The sequence below is a fragment of the Bacillus sp. GW823-FHT06A11 genome (assembly GCF_058795355.1).
Genome location: NZ_JBXAHS010000002.1, coordinates 824,229 through 842,222 on the forward strand (window position 1 = coordinate 824,229; position 17,994 = coordinate 842,222).

The following is a 17,994-nucleotide window of genomic DNA, read 5'->3' on the forward strand; positions in this document are numbered from 1 at the left end:
TCCCAAAAAACGTTCATTTCAGTATACGTGGATACGTAGTGAATTTAGACCATAAGTATGAAAAAGGAATGAAAAAAATTAAAGGGTGAGAAAAATGAAAGAACCAAAGATTGGTTTAGCACTTGGGTCTGGAGGAGCGAAAGGGTTTGCTCATATTGGTGTAATAAAGGTTTTAAGGGAAGCTGGTATCCCTATTCATATGATTGCAGGAAGTAGTATGGGGGCGCTAATAGGTACGTTTTATGCGGCAAGTAGTAACGTTGAAAGATTGTATAAATTGGCATCTGTTTTCAAGCGGAAGTATTATTTAGATTTCACGGTACCGAAAATGGGATTTATTGCTGGAAAACGTGTCAAAGATATGATTAAAATGTTTACATATAATAAAAATTTAGAAGAGTTAGATATCCCGACGGCTGTTGTGGCTACTGACATATTGAAGGGGGAAAAAGTGGTTTTTACAAGTGGACCAGTTGCAGATGCGGTGAGGGCTAGCATATCTGTTCCTGGAGTGTTTGTACCAGAAAAAATAGATGGACGATTATTAGTGGATGGTGGGGTTATTGATCGTATCCCAGTATCGGTTGTGAAAGAATTAGGGGCCGATATTGTTATCGCTGTGGATGTGTCTCCAATTAAGGTGAATGGCGATGTTACGTCCATTTATGACGTAATCATGCAAAGTATAGAAATTATGCAGCATGAGCTTGTAATGAATCGGCAAATTGCATCGGATTTAATGATGCGACCAGCTGTAGAGCAATTTAGTTCACGTGCTTTTACAAACATTGAAGACATTATTCGAGTTGGAGAAGTAGAAGCGGAAAAACATGTTTCAAATATTTATTTATTAATTGAGCAGTGGAAGGAGAAACATAATGTTTAAGCGTTTTCGGTTTATATATGCAATCTTAATAGGGGTTATATTGGCGATGTTACTTGTTTACGTGCGTTTACCGTATTATGTAACAAAACCAGGAATGGCTGCCAAATTAGAGCCTTACGTTCAAGTTGAGGGTGGAACGAAAGAATCTGGTGATTTTATGCTTGTTACGGTTTCAATGGGACCAGCAAATGTGGTGAATTTAATAGCGGCACAGTTTAATAAATATACACATATTTCAAAAGCGGAAGAAATATTGCAAAAAGGTGAGAGTGATGAAGAATATCAATTTCGCCAAAATTATGCGATGAAAGATTCACAAAATGCAGCAATTTATAATGCATATAAACGTGCAAATCGCTCCGTTTCTTTTGAAAATAAAGGTGTATTAGTTGCTGGTGTGGCAAAAGGAATGCCGTCAGAAGGAAAGCTTAAGCTTGGTGATGTTATTATAGCTGTTGATGGAAAAACATTTGAAAAGACGGAGCAATTTATTGAATATATGACTGGGAAAAAAGAAAGCGATGCTGTAAGTATTGAGTACATGAGAAATGGAAAACAATTGAAAGAAAATTTAAATGTAAAGACGATTCCTAATGGGAATGGACGTGTCGGTATAGGTGTTTCTATCGTTACGGAAAGAGAATTAGTGGTCGATCCGAAAGTGAAAATTAATTCTCATGAAATTGGTGGACCATCCGCAGGTTTAATGTTCACATTAGAAATATATAATCAACTTGTGGAAGAAGACTTAACAAAAGGACATGAAATAGCTGGAACAGGTACAATTAATGAAAAAGGAGAAGTTGGCCCGATTGGTGGTATAAATCAAAAAGTGGTGGCTGCTAGCGATGCTGGGGCTGAGGTGTTCTTTGCGCCAAATGAAAAAGGAGCGGAGAAATCGAACTATAAAAATGCACTTGAGACTGCAAAGGACATTAAAACAAAAATGAAAATTGTACCAGTGGATACGCTGGATGATGCGTTAACATATTTAGAAAAGATGGATAAGGAAAAAACCTCTCTGAAATAGAGAGGTTTTTTTATAGGAATTTTGTAGTTGTTTCATCATAGCGAATAGGATGGTGTGTTATATCCTGTTTTAATAGTTGCGTGCGTAACGGTTCGTGCATGATGGAGAAATATACAGAGTTTGCTTTTTTCTCTATATCTAAAGCAGCATGGTCAAATGTTTTTGTATGAGTAAGGATTGGAAGTTCGATTTTTTTCTTGTTTTTTGAAAGATAAGTTTGTCCTTTTTGTGACATGCCTAGCAGGCGGATATATGGTGCATGTTGTTCTATATTTGCGCTACGTATTTCCTCTTTTGTTGTGTTTGTTAAAATGTGTGTACAAGCTCTTTGTAGTCTAGTCCATGTATAACGTTTTGTTTTTAATGCTTCCATGAATGAATAGAAGGAGGAACTGTTTTGTATTTTTGATAAAATACGATGCTCTAAACCTTCTTCTATTTCATATATATGTCGTAAGTCTCCTGAAGACATTGTCATGAGTTTATATTTAAAAAATGAAAAGTATTGTTCCCAATTATGTAATATCCCGTAGTTTTGTTTGTAATTTGCTAAAAGCGAAGTGGTTGCCTGTGGGAGAAAAGGTTCAATTGTTGTAAATGATCCTTCTTCGCTAAAGAGTTGTTTCCGAATGCTTGTCGCGCTTGCAATATGTTGGTCATTAAATGTTTCATCATGATAATGAGAGGCGAATCTTTTTATAGTTTGAGCTTGTATAGAGCTATTTTGTGACAGAATTGCTTTAATGTATTGGAAGCCTAAAATATTATTTGGTTGTGACATATCTATGTTTTTTTCGGATGTTAAAATGTGTGAAAAAGCATCCGATGTTGCTTTTGCATAACTATTTCCAGCGTCCATGAATTGTTTTACAAGGCAGTTAAAAGTCTCTTCTTCGTTTTTTTGTACGGAGATGGTATTATAAAAATTTTCGATTTGTCCATCCTCACTACCGAAACAAATTTCAGAAACATGTAGGGCATTTAAAATGGAAATAGCACCATTTGCGAAGGTTTCAGCCTTTTGTGTTGCAAAGACGTATGGAAGCTCTACAACAAGGTCTACGCCGTTTGCTAAGGCCATTTTAGTGCGATACCATTTGGAAATGAGTGCGGGCTCACCACGCTGTAAAAAAGGACCACTCATAACGGCAATTATTATATCGGATTGTGTTAACTTTTTTGTCTGTTGCACATGATAAAGGTGACCGTTATGAAAAGGGTTATATTCAACAACAATACCACCAGCTTTTATGGTAATCTCTCCTTTCGATGTAGCATCTTTTTGAAAAACGTGATACTCTATATATTATTTACTATGATGACTTCATTATAGTGTAAAGAAAAAACATTGACAAATATAAAATGGCTAGCTATAATTTTGTTTGTTGCCTTGAGGTGATATGATATGAAATGGTCCATCCATCAATTGAATAAATTGAGAAATAAAGGATTGACATTGGATGAGATGGTAGATGTAAGTGAGCTAAAAGAGGTCGAGAAAGATATTCGTGAAATTAATCCTGTTCATGTAACGGGAAGAGTTGATTTTGGCTCCGGTAAGTTTACGTTTCATCTACATATAACTGGAAGCATGGTTTTACCATGTTCTCGCTCTTTAGTAGATGTGACATTACCATTTGACATTAAAACAACTGAGGTGTTCCAAACTTCACAAGAAGAATTTGAAACTGAAGCTGAAATTCATTGTTTAGAAGGAGAAGTACTTGACTTACTGCCCGTAATCAAGGAAAATATACTTTTGGAGATTCCAATGCAAATTTTCAGTGATGATGTTTCTGGTGGAGCACCGACGCAAGGTCAAGACTGGCAAGTGATTTCGGAAGAAGACAAAGAAAAGACTGTTGATCCAAGATTGGCAGGACTTGCAAAGTTTTTTGACAAATAATCGGAAGACTGGTTCAGGCCTTCATATGAAAATAACTATTTCTTTTAAGGAGGTGGGAAGAATGGCTGTACCTTTTAGAAGAACTTCTAAAACAGTAAAAAGAAAGCGTCGTACGCATTTCAAATTATCAGTACCTGGTATGGTAGAGTGCCCAAGCTGTGGTGAAGCGAAATTAGCTCACCGTGTATGTAAAGCATGCGGTACTTACAAAGGTAAAGAAGTAATCAGCAAGTAATTGCGGGAAAATAAACGCAGAAGATATCTTCTGCGTTTATTTTTTTTGTCTTAATCTTTAGTTGTTGTATTCTATCTTTTCTAGTAACTGCATATGCTTAATAAAAAATGCATAGGGAGGACTAGAGAAATGGCGACAACAAGACAAGATGCTTGGACTGATGATGAAGATTTGCTTCTGGCAGAAGTAGTACTCCGGCATATTCGAGAAGGTGGAACACAACTTTCTGCCTTTAAGGAAGTGGGGAAAAATTTATCTCGTACACCAGCAGCATGTGGATTTAGATGGAATTCTTACGTAAGAAAGCAATATAAAGAACGTATTGAGGAAGCGAAGCAACTTCGTAAAGTAGAAAATTATGAAGTGAAAGAGACAAAAGTGTTAGAACCTACGTCAATTACGTTGAATGATGTTATTGATTTCTTGCAAAATTATAAAGATGAAAACTCTTTAACGGTGTTGCAACAACAAGTTGAATCATTACAAACAGAAAGAGAGCGTCTTCTGGAGCGATTATCAGTATATGAGGAAGAGTATAGAACATTGCTTGATTATATCGATCAAAAAAGAAGTGTAATGGTAGCGGAAAGAAACAATGCTCGCTCGACTGAGAAGTTAGAGAAGCTTAAGAAATAAAAAAACAGCTGTTATACAGCTGTTTTTTTATTTCTTAAGCCGATTCTTCATTTGTAACCGCATTCAAATTTGTTTCTGGATGCCAAATATAAAAATCTCCATCAGTTACTGATACGGGGCTGAAATTTAATTTATCCCAAAAACCAGCTGAATGAATACGCGCTATCGTTTTAATAGGAAATTGGAGTTGTTTCGCATGATTTACAAGCATTTGTCCGAATCCTTGTTTTTGAAAAGTTGGTAATACTTCAAGTTTATAAAGTTCTAGGTAAGGACCTGTAATTTCGAATGGTTCTCCGCCGTTTCTTTTCATATATAGACTCATACGTGCGATTAGTGATCCGCCATAATAAATACCGTAAAATGGAGATTCACTGTCGTTTTCAATAATGTTTGCTTGCAATTCTTCCAGCATAGATAGTTCCTGGGCTCCGCACCCTTTAAATTTTTTGAATTCATCTAACGTTTTATAATTGATGAGCAAGCGCTCAACTTTTGGGAATCCCATTACATCACATCCTTTTCTTATCTCGTTGAATGCAGAAAAGTAAAAATATTTATAATAATAGTATAACTCATTTTTTTATTTTTATGAAGAAGATAGTATATTTCTTTTATTATTTTTTTGAGGATTTGCTAAACTAAGAGTATAAGCGTATTAATAGGCAGTATATACATAGTGAAAAGTGAGAGTGTATTTGTTTGGCAGAGGACAACGAAATTATAGGGTGTGCTTATGTACTTTAAAAAGATATAAAAAAGGGGGGGAGGCAAGGGCGCTTAATGTGAATCCCTTGTGTGAAAATGAAAATTGGAATTGTCGGACCAGGTGCTATTGGTCTATTGTATACATTTTATTTACAAAAAAGTAACCAAGATGTTACGTTGTTTACAAGAACAGCTAAGCAAGCTGAAGAGTTAAATGAAACAGGTGTAACTTGTATTAGAGATGGAAGATGTGAAACAGTATATCCAGCTGTTTTACCGATAGAAAGTATGGTAGCGCAAAATTTAGATTATATATTTATTGCTGTGAAGCAATATCATATAGATGACATACTACCGTTTGTGGAAGGTGCATCATCATTAATCTTTTTGCAAAACGGAATGTCGCATCTTCCAAAGATGCTGCAAATAGGGAGTGAAAATATAGCTGTTGGTATTGTAGAACATGGTGCGAAAAAAGAGGGAGGGCACATCGTTCATCATACTGGAGTAGGTGTAACGAGATTTGGAGTGGTTTGTGGCCAATCTATACATTTTAAAAAAATATTTCATTCTTTTCCGGTTGCTTATTTTCCAGTTCAAATAGAAACAGATTGGGAAGAGATTATGCGCAAAAAATTAGTAGTAAATGTATGTATCAATCCGTTGACAGCGTTATTGGGAGTTAAGAATGGTGAATTAATCACGAATCGTTTTTTTTATCAAATGATGGAGCAAGTGTTTCAGGAGGTCGCATTTCTTATTAGAGGAGAAAAAGAAATGGTATGGCAAATGGTACGAAATGTGTGTGAAGGAACGTCTCGTAATACATCCTCTATGTTAGCGGATGTAAGAGCGAATAGACAGACGGAAATTAATGCGATTGTTGGGTATGTATTAGAAGAGGCTAAGAAACAGCAACGACCAGTTCCGATACTTCAATTTTTGTTCGATGCAATAAAGGGGTTAGAAACAAGAGTATAAGTGTTATTCTTTGCTTTTAAGTGAAACATTGACTACAATGTGGATTGGTGAGAGAACTGGATACGAAAGGAAGAATTATATGGAGATAAAAGAAATCTCTGTTCCGCAACAAGGTGTTGTAGCGGACTATATGAACGGTAAAAAAGAGATACAGTCATGTTTTGATTATATGTTAACAGAAGATGCTTTTAAACAACGTTTACATGATTTGCGTGAAAGGGAGTTTTTCCGCCAAGATTTAGTAGCGCATTTATTAGAATATAATACAAAATTACAAGCGGGAGAATCTACACTTCAAAATGTAAAAGCGCTTGGAGATGAAAATACATATGTTGTTATAGCTGGACAACAAGCGGGGTTATTAACTGGACCGCTTTATACAATTCATAAAGTTATTTCAATTTTACAGCTTGCAAAGGAAAAGGAAGAAAGTTTAGGAGTTAAAGTTGTCCCTGTCTTCTGGATTGCGGGTGAAGATCATGATATGGATGAGATTAACCATACTTTTGTAGCGAAAAATAAAAAGATGAAAAAAACTATTTTTTATGATCGTAATCCGAAAAAGGCGAGTGCTTCTGAGTCTGAACTTTCTGTTGAAGATTGTAGAAGTTGGATTGAAGAGATTTTTAAAACATACCCAGAAACAAATTTTACAAAGGATGTATTAAAATTTGTTGATGATGCTTTGAAAAAATCGAATACGTATGTAGATTTCTTTGCTCATCTTATTACGAAAATCTTTGCTAATTCTGGTTTAATCCTTGTTGATTCACATCATCCTGAATTAAGAAAGTTAGAAATTCCATTTTTTAAGCGAATTATAAGTAAGTATAAAGAGGTGCAAGAGGGGCTTCGTAATCAGCAGGAAGTAATTAAAGAACTAGGATACAAACCGATTATTGAAACGAAGTCTCATGCAGTGCATATATTCATGGAAATAGATAATGAACGAGTATTGCTTGAAGAGCATCAAGGTAAGTTTGTTGGAAAGGATGGGGCGCATTCCTTTTCATATGAAGAGTTGATTGAAGAAATGGAGAGAAATCCGGCACGTTTTAGTAATAATGTTGTAACGCGTCCTCTTATGCAAGAGTATGTATTTCCTACGCTCGCATTTATTGGAGGTCCAGGGGAATTAGCTTATTGGAGTGAATTACAACAAGTATTCCATACTGTCGGTTTTCAAATGCCACCTGTCGTTCCTCGTCTTACAATTACTTATGTGGAGAGAGATATAGCGACAGATTTATTCGATCTGCAATTGAGAGAAAGTGATCCGTTTTTAAATGATGTCGATAAACTGCGTGAAAACTGGTTGTCTAATCGAGTAGAGGAACCGATTGATGATCATTTTGAAAAGGCGAAAAAAGAAATTGCCGATATTCATATATCTTTACAGCAATTTGTAAAGAAAATAGAGCCAGGATTAGGTGCGTTTGCAGGGAAAAACGAATTGAAAATTAATGAACAAATTGAACTGCTGGAAAGAATGTTGAAAAGAAATGTTGAGAAAAAGTATGAGGTTGAGCTAAATAAATTCCGCCGTATACAATTCGCACTTCGTCCATTAGGTGCGCCGCAAGAACGTGTGTGGAATGTATGTTATTATTTAAATCAGTTTGGTTTGGATTTCGTTGATCGTGTAATGGAAAACCCTTTTTCTTGGGACGGAAAACATCATGTTATAAAACTATAAAATCTTGCTCTTTGGAGCAGGATTTTATTTTTATTCCGTTGAATTTACTGTGAAGTGATTTTTTTCTGAATTATCAATCAAAAAAAGTGTTGGATATGGTAATTGTGTTGGATACTTAAATATATGACAAAATAGCACAAAATGTAAACGTATTATTCGCTTTTTCGACAGTTTTTTATTTAAATTCCCGCAAAAGATGATAAAATTTAGTATATAATAAAAGAAAATAGCGATTTGTATAGTATGTTGCCTTTGTTGGTAAGTTAAATGAGTCGTTCTTTCGTATTATTTCATTCTCTAAGCGTGAAATATGTGCTTAGAGGAAGGGATACATTCAACATAATTAATTGGAAAAAGAGTAGGTGCAACAATGTTTAAACACGTAACAGTGCTTTTAAAGGAAACAGTAGACGGCTTAGATATAAAGCCAGATGGTACATATGTAGATTGTACACTGGGGGGAGGAGGACATAGTTCTTATTTATTATCCCAATTAACTGAAGGTGGAAAATTAATAGCGTTTGATCAAGATGAGATAGCGATTCAAAACGCGAAAGAAAAGTTCTCTTCATACGGTGAACAGTTTATAACAGTAAAGAGTAACTTCCGTTATTTAGCTGAAAAACTGCAAGAAATAGGTATAACAGAAGTAGACGGTATTTTATTTGATTTAGGTGTTTCATCCCCACAATTAGATACACCAGAGCGAGGCTTTAGTTATCATCATGATGCACCGTTAGATATGCGGATGGATCAAGATGCCCCATTAACGGCATATGATGTTGTAAATAGCTGGTCATATGAACAACTTGTAAGGATTTTCTTCCAATACGGTGAAGAGAAATTTTCAAAACAAATTGCAAGAAAAATTGAAGCTTATCGTGAGAATAAAGCTATTGAAACGACAGGAGAATTAGTAGAGCTAATTAAAGAAGGTATTCCGGCTCCTGCTCGTAGAACTGGTGGGCATCCTGCTAAGCGGGTGTTTCAGGCAATTCGTATAGCTGTAAATGATGAATTAAAAGTATTTGAAGAAGCATTGGAATCTGCTATTGAGATGGTTAAGCCAGGTGGAAGGGTTAGTGTTATAACATTCCATTCATTGGAAGATCGTATTTGTAAAACAACGTTTAAGCGAAATAGTACAACGCCACAATTGCCACCAGGATTACCGATTATTCCTGATGAATTTAAGCCGAAATTAAAGCTTATTACAAGAAAACCGATTTTACCTTCTGATATAGAGCTAGAAGAAAATAATCGTGCGCGTTCTGCGAAGTTGAGAATCGCTGAAAAACGATAAAAGGGAGAGAGAGGTATGACTAATTTAGCTGTAAAGTACAAACAACAAGCGCAAGAAGAGGTGCAAATTCAAACGCCCCCACAGCAGATGGCTAAGCCGAAGGTTAAAGCGAAAATTACAAGAATCGAAAAACTGTTGTATGTAGCGTTTATTGGCTTTTTATTGTATGCCTGTGTCGCGTTTATTGGAAATAAAGCAGGCCTTTATCAAGTTAATGTAGAAGCAGCGACGATAGAAGAAAAAATTGTACAGCAGCAAAAAGAAAATCAAGAATTACAAGCTGAAGTAGAGAAGTTAAGTCGCTATGAACGAATCGCTGAAGTTGCAAAAAAACATGGGCTAGAAATTAATGCGAATAATGTGAAAGGCCTCAAATAAGGCAATAGGTGTGAAGGAACGATGAAGAAGAATATGACTAAATTTCATACCAATAAGGGAGCAGGTTATTTTATGATATTTTTCCTCCTGCTCTTTTTGCTGTTATTAGCCCGATTTTTTTACATACAATCAACAGGAACAGTTCATAATCAGGATTTAGATGCACTTGCTAAACAAAAGCATAGTAAAAAAGGAGTTCTTGAAGCGAACCGAGGGACCATCTATGATCAAAACGGTCATGTGTTAGCACAAGACGCAAACTCTTATAAAATAGTAGCTGCGCTAAAAGGTGCTAACTCTGTTGAGAATAAAGAAGATACTGCAAAGAAAATTGCAGGAGTACTTGGAAAAGGCGAAGAGGATATTTTAGCTTCTTTAAATAAGGAAGGTAGAAGTCAAGTCGAATTTGGAACGTTAGGCAAGGATTTGACGAAAGAAAAGAAGGAACAAATAGAAGCGTTGAAATTGCCGGGAATATCTTTTATTACAGAAAATGCAAGGGTGTATCCAAACGGTGATTTTGCATCTTACGTTATAGGTCATGCAAAACCAAATGAGAATGGAACCTCGGTAGGTCAATTTGGCATAGAAAAAAGCTTGGATAAATACTTAAGTGCTTCTAATGGAGAAGTAGCGTATACAGGTGATCGTAAAGGTGTATCCCTTGATGGTGGAAAAGTTAATGTAAAGGCACCTAAAAATGGAGATAACGCTTATTTAACAATTGATCAACGTGTCCAAAGTTATTTAGAAGACGCGATGAAAGCAGCAAGTAAGCAATATGAGCCAGAAAGTTTAATAGGGATTGTTGCAGATCCAAAAACCGGAAAAATATTAGCGATGTCTACTAAACCTAGTTATGACCCTAATGATCGTCAAATTAAATATTTCTTCAATGACGCAATTGCCAATGCATTTGAACCTGGATCAACAATGAAAATTTTCACGTTAGCGGCAGCTATTAATGAAGGTGTGTACAAAGGGCAAGATTATTATCAGTCCGGGACATATCAAGTCGGAAATAGGAAAATAAAAGATCATAACGGTGGTGCTGGTTGGGGCTCTATCACGTTTGATGAAGGGGTAGAGCGTTCTTCAAACGTAGCGTTTGCAATTTTAGGAGATCAAAAACTTGGTCCAGAACGTTTCCGAAAATATATTCATAGTTTTGGATTAGATGAAAAAACGAACATTGATTTATCAGGTGAAGGATCGAATACAATTTTATTTGATCAGCAAATACAACAAGTGACAACAGCTTTTGGACAAGGTTCCACTGTAACACCAATTCAGCTTGTACAAGCTGCAACGGCCATTGCAAATGATGGGAAAATGATGAAACCTTATGCAATTGATAAAATTGTAGATCCAATAACAGACAAAGTAAAATTAGAACATAAGCCAGAAGAAGTAGGAAAACCTGTTACAAAGGAAACAGCAGCGCAAGTAAGACAGTTATTAGAACGTGTTGTTACATCTCCGAAAGGTACAGGGACAGCTTATAAAATTGATGGATATTCAGTTGGTGGTAAAACAGGGACAGCGCAAATTCCGGATGGAAAAGGCGGCTATATGACAGGAAGACAGAATTATATATTCTCATTCTTAGGTATGGCACCAATGGACGACCCACAACTTGTTGTGTATGTAGCTGTTAAACAGCCGAAATTAAAAGATGATGAGAACGGTGCACAGCCTTTAGCTGATATTTTTAAATATGTAACAAAAAATAGTTTAGAGTATTTAAAGATTAAGCCAAATGAAGTGAAAGATCCGAAAAAACATCTGAAAGAACAACAAACTACTGTTCCAGATGTAACTGGTAAAACGATGGCTGAAGCGGGGAAAGCAATTGATAAAGCAAAACTTCGTCCAATCGTACTAGGTGAAGGGAAAGTACAGCAACAAGTACCAAAAGCAACTGAACAAACATTGAAAGGCGACCGAGTCTTCTTGGTAGGAGATAAGCCTACAATGCCAAATATACAAGGATGGGCACTGCGTGATGTTATGAATTTAGCGAAGACATTACAGCTTAACTTGAAGCCTTCTGGTACAGGATACGTAACAGAGCAAAGTGTGGCGGAAGGAACATTATTACAACCTGGTACAGAATTAGGTGTCACACTCGTACCGCCACTCGAACCACAACAAGAAGCAGAAAAGCCGTAATGGTAAAAGAGAAGAAGTTCTAATTAAATAAGTACAAGCATATATTGGAACAAGCTAGGCGTAAGGGAGGCTTGTTCCGATATGCGTGTATCAAATGTAACAGTTAGAAAACGACTTATTTTTATACTTATATCAGGTATACTTATTTTCACTATTATCGATATTCGTCTTGGATATGTGCAATTTTTTCTTGGGAATATGTTAACGGATCGTGCGAAAGATTCATGGAGTCGTAATATTACTTTTGAACCCGAACGTGGGAAAATTTTAGACCGAAATGGTGTGGAACTTGCCACGAATAAAAGTGCTCCAACTGTCTTTGTTGTACCGAGGCAAATTGAAAAACCAGCAGAGACTGCAGAGAAGTTAGCTGCAGTATTAGGTGTGGAAAAAGATGAGATTTATAAAAGAATTACAAAAAAAGAATCGATTGTAAGGTTAGATAAAGGCGGAAGGAAAATATCACATGACAAAGCGAAAGAAGTACGAGGATTAAGTTTGAAGGGTGTGTATATCGCAGAGGATTCTATCCGGTACTATCCATTTGGAAACTTTTTATCACATGTATTAGGTTTTGCAGGTAGCGATAACCAAGGTCTTATGGGGCTAGAAAAATATTATGATAAAGAGCTAAATGGGGACAAAGGTCATGTTCGTTTTTTTGCAGATGCGAAAGGACAAAGGATGCCTAATGTTGGTGATGATTTCAAAAAGCCAGAAGCCGGTTTGAATTTAGGATTAACAATCGATGCGCGTATTACAAGGATTATGGAAAGAGAAATGAATATTGCGGAGTCAACTTATAATCCAGACGGTATGATTGCAATTGCAATGAATCCTAAAAATGGTGAAATTTTAGGTATGTCTAGTCGGCCGAGTTTTGATCCAGCGGATTTTCAAAGTGTCTCTCCAGAAGTGTATAACAGAAATCTACCTGTGTGGAGTACGTATGAGCCTGGTTCAACATTTAAGATCATTACACTAGCTGCAGCATTGAATGAAAATTTAGTAGACTTAGAGAAGGATACGTTTTATGATGATGGAGCAGCTGAAGTCGGTGGAGCTAGATTGAAATGCTGGAAAGCAGGAGGTCATGGCAGTCAAACGTTTTTAGAAGTCGTTCAAAACTCATGTAACCCGGGATTTATTGAACTTGGTGATCGCCTTGGTAAAGACCGATTATTTAAATACATTCGTAATTTTGGTTTTGGGCAGAAGACTGGGATTGACTTGCAAGGTGAAGGCAGTGGGATTTTATTTAATTTAGATAAAGTTGGTCCAGTAGAGCAAGCGACAACTTCATTCGGCCAAGGGGTTTCTGTTACACCAATTCAACAAGTAGCAGCTGTAGCGGCGGCTGTAAATGGTGGAACATTGTATCAGCCGTATATAGCTAAGGAGTTTATTGATCCGAAAAATAATCAAGTTGTTAGTAAAAAGACACCTGTTGAGAAAAGAAAAGTTATTTCCAAGGAAACTTCAGAAAAAGTTCGTTATGCATTAGAGAATGTTGTAGCGAAAGGTTCTGGTAAAGGTGCTTATATTGATGGATATCGTGTAGGTGGAAAAACGGGTACTGCTCAAAAGGTGAAAGATGGTAAATATTTAGAGAATAATTATATTGTATCTTTTATCGGATTTGCTCCAGCGGATGATCCAGAGATTGTTGTGTATGTTGCTGTTGATAATCCAAAAGGGGTTACACAGTTTGGTGGAGTGGTAGCAGCTCCAATTGTCGGGAATATCCTTCGAGATGCGCTTCCTGTTATGGGAGTGAAACCGAGAAAAGAACAAGTTGAAAAAGAATATAAATGGGGCGATACACCAACTGTGGAAGTTCCGAATTTAATTGGAATGAAAAAGAAAGATTTACAAACACAACTCGTCGATTTGCAGCTTGATATAAGTGGAGATGGAGAGAAAGTAATTAAGCAATCACCAGAAGCGGGAGCTAAAGTAAAAGAAGGCTCAAAAATTAGAATTTACTTCGGGAATTAAAGGTAACATAGTACGTTTTATGGTACAATTGGTGGAAGTGAGTTCTTTATAGAACAGTTACTTAACTTGAGACAATAAGTGTCTCAGTCATAAATAGGCCAGTAGCACTTACCTCCTTATATAGGAGGTAATGTGTTGCTTACTGAAAAAAAGATAAATAAACAATGTAGAGAGGGTTTAGTGAAATGAAGTTGCATACACTTTTATCATGTTTGCATGATTTTCCAGTTGTTCCAAAAGAAAATCCAGAAATCACATCTATAGAAGCTGATTCACGTAAAGTGAAAGAAGGAAGCTTATTTGTATGTATGAAAGGATATACGGTTGATAGCCATGATTTTGCTAAGCAAGCAGCGGCACAAGGAGCGGCTGCTATTGTTGCGGAAAGACCAATTGATGTTGACGTTCCAGTTGTACTTGTGAAAAATACTTTTCGTTCGTTAGCGGTTTTAGCTGATTATTTTTATGGTCAACCGACACACAAGTTACATTTAATCGGAATTACAGGTACAAATGGAAAGACAACAACATCGCATATTATGGATGAGATTATGCGAGCACATGGTCATAAAACAGGGCTAATTGGAACGATTAATATGAAAATCGGTGATGAAACATTTGAGGTGAAAAATACAACACCAGATGCACTAACACTTCAACAGACGTTTTCAAAAATGGTTGAACAAGGTGTGGACAGCACGGTAATGGAAGTTTCGTCACATGCGTTAGATCTTGGTCGTGTACACGGATGTGATTACGATGTAGCGGTGTTTACGAACTTAACACAAGATCATTTAGACTATCATAAAACGATGGAAGAATATAAACATGCAAAAGGGTTACTATTTGCACAGCTTGGCAATAGTTATAATCATAATCGTGAAAAGTACGCTGTGCTGAATAGCGATGATAATGTAACAGAAGAGTATATGAGAAGTACTGCAGCAACTGTTGTAACATATGGTATTGATACAACAAGTGACATTATGGCAAAAAATATCGTTATGACGAGTGGCGGAACTACATTTACCCTTGTCACACCGTATGAAAGTGTAAATGTTACGATGAAATTAATAGGTAAATTTAATGTATATAACGTACTTGCAGCAACAGCAGCAGGGCTTGTTTCGGGTGTGAAATTAGAAACAATCATTGCTGTTATAAAGGAACTAGCTGGGGTTCCAGGGCGTTTTGAAGTTGTTGATGGAGGACAAAATTATACAGTTATTGTTGATTACGCACATACGCCGGATAGTTTAGAAAATGTATTAAAAACTGCAAAACAATTTGCAAAAGGTGATGTGTATTGTATCGTTGGTTGTGGTGGCGATAGGGACCGAACGAAGAGACCGATAATGGCAAGTGTTGCAACAAAATATGCAACTCATGCAATTTACACATCAGATAATCCAAGAAGTGAAGATCCAGCGGCTATTTTAGATGATATGGTACATGGTGCAAGTGGAAATAATTATGAAGTGATTATTGATAGAAAAGAAGCGATACACCATGCAATCACTAAAGTGAAAGCAGATGATATCATTATTATTGCTGGTAAGGGTCATGAAACGTATCAAATTATTGGTAAAGAAGTTCATCATTTTGATGATCGAGAAGTTGCGAAAGAAGCAATTACAGGGCGTTTAAACAACGAAGAGTAACAACGTGAGAGGAGGACTACATGTGCTTGAGCAAGGTTTATTAGTAACGGCTGGGGTAGCATTCTTAATTTCTGTTGCCCTTTCGCCATTGTTTATTCCATTTTTAAGAAAATTAAAGTTCGGACAGAGTATTCGTGATGAGGGACCAAAGTCACATCAAAAAAAATCAGGGACACCGACAATGGGTGGTATCGTCATATACGTATCTATGATGGTAACTTCACTTATTATGGCGATTAAGTTTAATTATTTAGGTGCAGAGGTTTCGTTATTACTATTAGTGACGTTTGGTTACGGATTAATCGGATTTTTAGATGACTACATAAAGGTAGTTAAGAAGAGAAATCTTGGTTTAACATCAAAACAAAAATTAGTAGGGCAGCTTGTTATTGCTATTGCATTCTTTTTAATTGGAAAAGGGCAAGCGTTCCACACATACATCATGATTCCGGGAACGGATGTTAAGTTTGAATTAGGTTGGGCGTATTTTGTACTTGTACTATTTATGCTTATTGGTGGATCAAATGCAGTTAACTTAACTGACGGTTTAGATGGTTTATTATCAGGAACAGCTGCTATTGCATTTGGAGCATTTAGTATTATTGCTGTGGCACAAGAGCAATTTGGAGTAGCGATATTCTGTATGGCAGTGGTAGGAGCTGTACTTGGATTTTTAGTATTCAATGCGAATCCAGCAAAAGTGTTTATGGGAGATACAGGTTCATTAGCTTTAGGTGGAGCCATTGCAGCTGTAGCGATTTTATTAAAACAAGAATTGCTACTTGTAATTATTGGCGGAGTATTCGTCATGGAAACTTTATCGGTTATTATTCAGGTCATTTCATTTAAAACAACAGGAAAACGTGTCTTTAAAATGAGTCCATTACACCATCATTATGAATTATGTGGTTGGTCAGAGTGGCGTGTTGTTGTGACGTTTTGGTCTGCAGGATTTTTATTAGCTGTGTTAGGAATTTATATCGGGGTGTGGATGTAATTGAAAACTGTAACTGAATTTCAAAATAAGAATATTCTTGTATTAGGCATTGCAAAAAGTGGTTATGCAGCAGCTACATTGTTACAAAAGTTAGGGGCGAATGTCATTGTAAATGACGGAAAGCCTTTAGCAGACAATGTACTTGCTGCAGAATTACAAGCAAAAGGAATGGACGTTGTATGCGGTGGCCATCCTTTAGAATTATTAGAGAGAAATATTTCTCTTGTCGTTAAAAATCCAGGAATCCCGTATTCTAATCCAATATTAGTTGCTGCGAAAGAAAAGCAAATTCCAATTGTTACGGAAGTTGAATTAGCATATCGTATTTCAAAAGCGCCATTTGTTGGAATTACAGGATCTAATGGTAAAACGACGACAACAATGCTGACATTTGAAATGTTAAAAGAAGGACAAAAGCATCCTGTTATTGCAGGGAATATAGGAACTGTAGCTTGTGAAGTAGCACAGGATGCAAAAGAAAATGAAGTTGTAGTTACAGAACTTTCATCGTTCCAATTGATGGGAGTAGAATCGTTCCAACCTAAAATTGCAGCGTTCTTAAACTTATTTGAAGCCCACTTAGATTATCATGGGACGAAGAAGGAATATGGTTTAGCAAAAGCAAATGTTTTTAAAAACCAAACAGAAAACGATTATAGTGTAATAAACGCGGATGATGCAGATGTGATGGCTTTATCTGCGGATACTAAAGGTCAAAAAATCTTGTTTTCGACAACGAAAGAAATTGAAGATGGCGCGTGTATAAAAGATAACGCTCTTTATTTCAAAGGTGAAAAAGTTGTTGAAGTAAGCGATATCGTTTTACCTGGTCAACATAATCTAGAAAATATTTTAGCTGCGATGAGTATTGCGAAATTATTAGGTACTTCTAATGAAGCAATTACGGTCGTGTTAAAACGTTTTACGGGTGTAAAACATCGTTTAGAATATGTAACAACGATTAACAACCGTAAGTTTTATAATGACTCAAAAGCAACGAATATGTTAGCGACTGAGAAAGCACTATCTGCGTTTACACAACCGATTGTGTTACTAGCAGGTGGGCTTGACCGCGGAAATGAATTCGATGATTTAATTCCGTATTTCAAAAATGTAAAAGCGATTGTAACATTTGGACAAACAGCTCCCAAACTAGTAAGAGCGGCAGAAAAAGCGGGATTAGATATAATTGAAAGTGTCGATACTTTAGATGAAGCAGTGGTGAAAGCTTATGCTCATTCTAAAGAAGGTGATGTTGTTCTTCTTTCTCCAGCGTGTGCAAGCTGGGATCAATTTAAAACATTTGAAGAAAGAGGAGACATTTTTATACAAGCTGTGCATAAACTTATATAAAGTAAATCAAAACATCAGTAGGCTAACACCTACTGATGTTTTGTTACATAGGGC

At 36.3% G+C, this 17,994-nt stretch carries 16 protein-coding genes; 14 read left to right on the forward strand and 2 right to left on the reverse strand.

The window, feature by feature from the left end; all coding sequences use genetic code 11:
• The first annotated feature begins 94 nt into the window (after positions 1-94).
• Both AC1Q8L_RS12920 and AC1Q8L_RS12925 read left to right on the forward strand, forming a co-directional pair.
• Positions 95-886, forward strand: a complete 792-nt coding sequence (locus AC1Q8L_RS12920; protein ID WP_000662590.1) for a patatin-like phospholipase family protein — start codon at positions 95-97, stop codon at positions 884-886.
• The gene (locus AC1Q8L_RS12925; protein ID WP_000476299.1) at positions 879-1,916 is read left to right on the forward strand and encodes a SepM family pheromone-processing serine protease; all 1,038 of its coding nucleotides are present in this window, start codon (positions 879-881) and stop codon (positions 1,914-1,916) included. Before AC1Q8L_RS12920 ends, AC1Q8L_RS12925 begins: the two co-directional genes overlap by 8 nt.
• Positions 1,917-1,926: 10 nt before the next feature.
• Here AC1Q8L_RS12925 and AC1Q8L_RS12930 read toward each other — a convergent pair whose 3' ends face one another.
• Entirely contained in the window at positions 1,927-3,108 is a 1,182-nt protein-coding gene (locus AC1Q8L_RS12930) for a nucleotidyltransferase (RefSeq protein WP_025118125.1), read from the reverse strand.
• A 213-nt stretch (positions 3,109-3,321) separates the two neighbouring features.
• On the opposite strand from AC1Q8L_RS12930, the gene AC1Q8L_RS12935 reads away from it, so the two are divergent.
• The 3 genes from AC1Q8L_RS12935 to AC1Q8L_RS12945 all read left to right on the forward strand — a co-directional run bounded on the left by AC1Q8L_RS12935 (position 3,322) and on the right by AC1Q8L_RS12945 (position 4,693).
• Positions 3,322-3,822: a YceD family protein gene (locus AC1Q8L_RS12935; RefSeq protein WP_000872146.1), complete on the forward strand. Its 501-nt coding sequence runs from the start codon at positions 3,322-3,324 to the stop codon at positions 3,820-3,822.
• 61 nt (positions 3,823-3,883) lie between these two features.
• Positions 3,884-4,057: a 50S ribosomal protein L32 gene (gene rpmF / locus AC1Q8L_RS12940; protein ID WP_001984764.1), complete on the forward strand. Its 174-nt coding sequence runs from the start codon at positions 3,884-3,886 to the stop codon at positions 4,055-4,057.
• A 129-nt stretch (positions 4,058-4,186) separates the two neighbouring features.
• The gene (locus AC1Q8L_RS12945; protein ID WP_000246469.1) at positions 4,187-4,693 is read left to right on the forward strand and encodes an RsfA family transcriptional regulator; all 507 of its coding nucleotides are present in this window, start codon (positions 4,187-4,189) and stop codon (positions 4,691-4,693) included.
• A gap of 34 nt (positions 4,694-4,727) precedes the next feature.
• On the opposite strand, the gene AC1Q8L_RS12950 is transcribed toward AC1Q8L_RS12945, so the two are convergent.
• Positions 4,728-5,201 (reverse strand): N-acetyltransferase, encoded by a 474-nt coding sequence (locus AC1Q8L_RS12950; protein WP_000506690.1) that lies wholly within the window; start codon positions 5,199-5,201, stop codon positions 4,728-4,730.
• A gap of 296 nt (positions 5,202-5,497) precedes the next feature.
• On the opposite strand from AC1Q8L_RS12950, the gene panE reads away from it, so the two are divergent.
• The 9 genes from panE to murD all read left to right on the forward strand — a co-directional run bounded on the left by panE (position 5,498) and on the right by murD (position 17,940).
• Positions 5,498-6,382 carry a 2-dehydropantoate 2-reductase gene (gene panE / locus AC1Q8L_RS12955; protein WP_002094123.1) on the forward strand — a complete coding sequence of 295 codons (885 nt, stop codon included), beginning with the start codon at positions 5,498-5,500 and terminating at the stop codon, positions 6,380-6,382.
• A gap of 79 nt (positions 6,383-6,461) precedes the next feature.
• Positions 6,462-8,078 (forward strand): bacillithiol biosynthesis cysteine-adding enzyme BshC, encoded by a 1,617-nt coding sequence (gene bshC / locus AC1Q8L_RS12960; protein WP_000403041.1) that lies wholly within the window; start codon positions 6,462-6,464, stop codon positions 8,076-8,078.
• 370 nt (positions 8,079-8,448) lie between these two features.
• Positions 8,449-9,381, forward strand: a complete 933-nt coding sequence (gene rsmH, locus AC1Q8L_RS12965; protein ID WP_000472508.1) for a 16S rRNA (cytosine(1402)-N(4))-methyltransferase RsmH — start codon at positions 8,449-8,451, stop codon at positions 9,379-9,381.
• Between the two features lie 15 nt (positions 9,382-9,396).
• Positions 9,397-9,759: a cell division protein FtsL gene (gene ftsL / locus AC1Q8L_RS12970; protein WP_000182804.1), complete on the forward strand. Its 363-nt coding sequence runs from the start codon at positions 9,397-9,399 to the stop codon at positions 9,757-9,759.
• A gap of 21 nt (positions 9,760-9,780) precedes the next feature.
• Entirely contained in the window at positions 9,781-11,931 is a 2,151-nt protein-coding gene (locus AC1Q8L_RS12975) for a penicillin-binding protein (protein ID WP_000739955.1), read from the forward strand.
• A gap of 81 nt (positions 11,932-12,012) precedes the next feature.
• Positions 12,013-13,929 (forward strand): stage V sporulation protein D, encoded by a 1,917-nt coding sequence (locus tag AC1Q8L_RS12980; RefSeq protein ID WP_001266235.1) that lies wholly within the window; start codon positions 12,013-12,015, stop codon positions 13,927-13,929.
• A gap of 185 nt (positions 13,930-14,114) precedes the next feature.
• Positions 14,115-15,590 (forward strand): UDP-N-acetylmuramoyl-L-alanyl-D-glutamate--2,6-diaminopimelate ligase, encoded by a 1,476-nt coding sequence (gene murE, locus AC1Q8L_RS12985; protein ID WP_000766289.1) that lies wholly within the window; start codon positions 14,115-14,117, stop codon positions 15,588-15,590.
• A gap of 22 nt (positions 15,591-15,612) precedes the next feature.
• The gene (gene mraY / locus AC1Q8L_RS12990; RefSeq protein WP_000893060.1) at positions 15,613-16,587 is read left to right on the forward strand and encodes a phospho-N-acetylmuramoyl-pentapeptide-transferase; all 975 of its coding nucleotides are present in this window, start codon (positions 15,613-15,615) and stop codon (positions 16,585-16,587) included.
• Positions 16,588-17,940 (forward strand): UDP-N-acetylmuramoyl-L-alanine--D-glutamate ligase, encoded by a 1,353-nt coding sequence (gene murD / locus AC1Q8L_RS12995; protein WP_000860103.1) that lies wholly within the window; start codon positions 16,588-16,590, stop codon positions 17,938-17,940.
• Positions 17,941-17,994 lie beyond the last annotated feature (54 nt).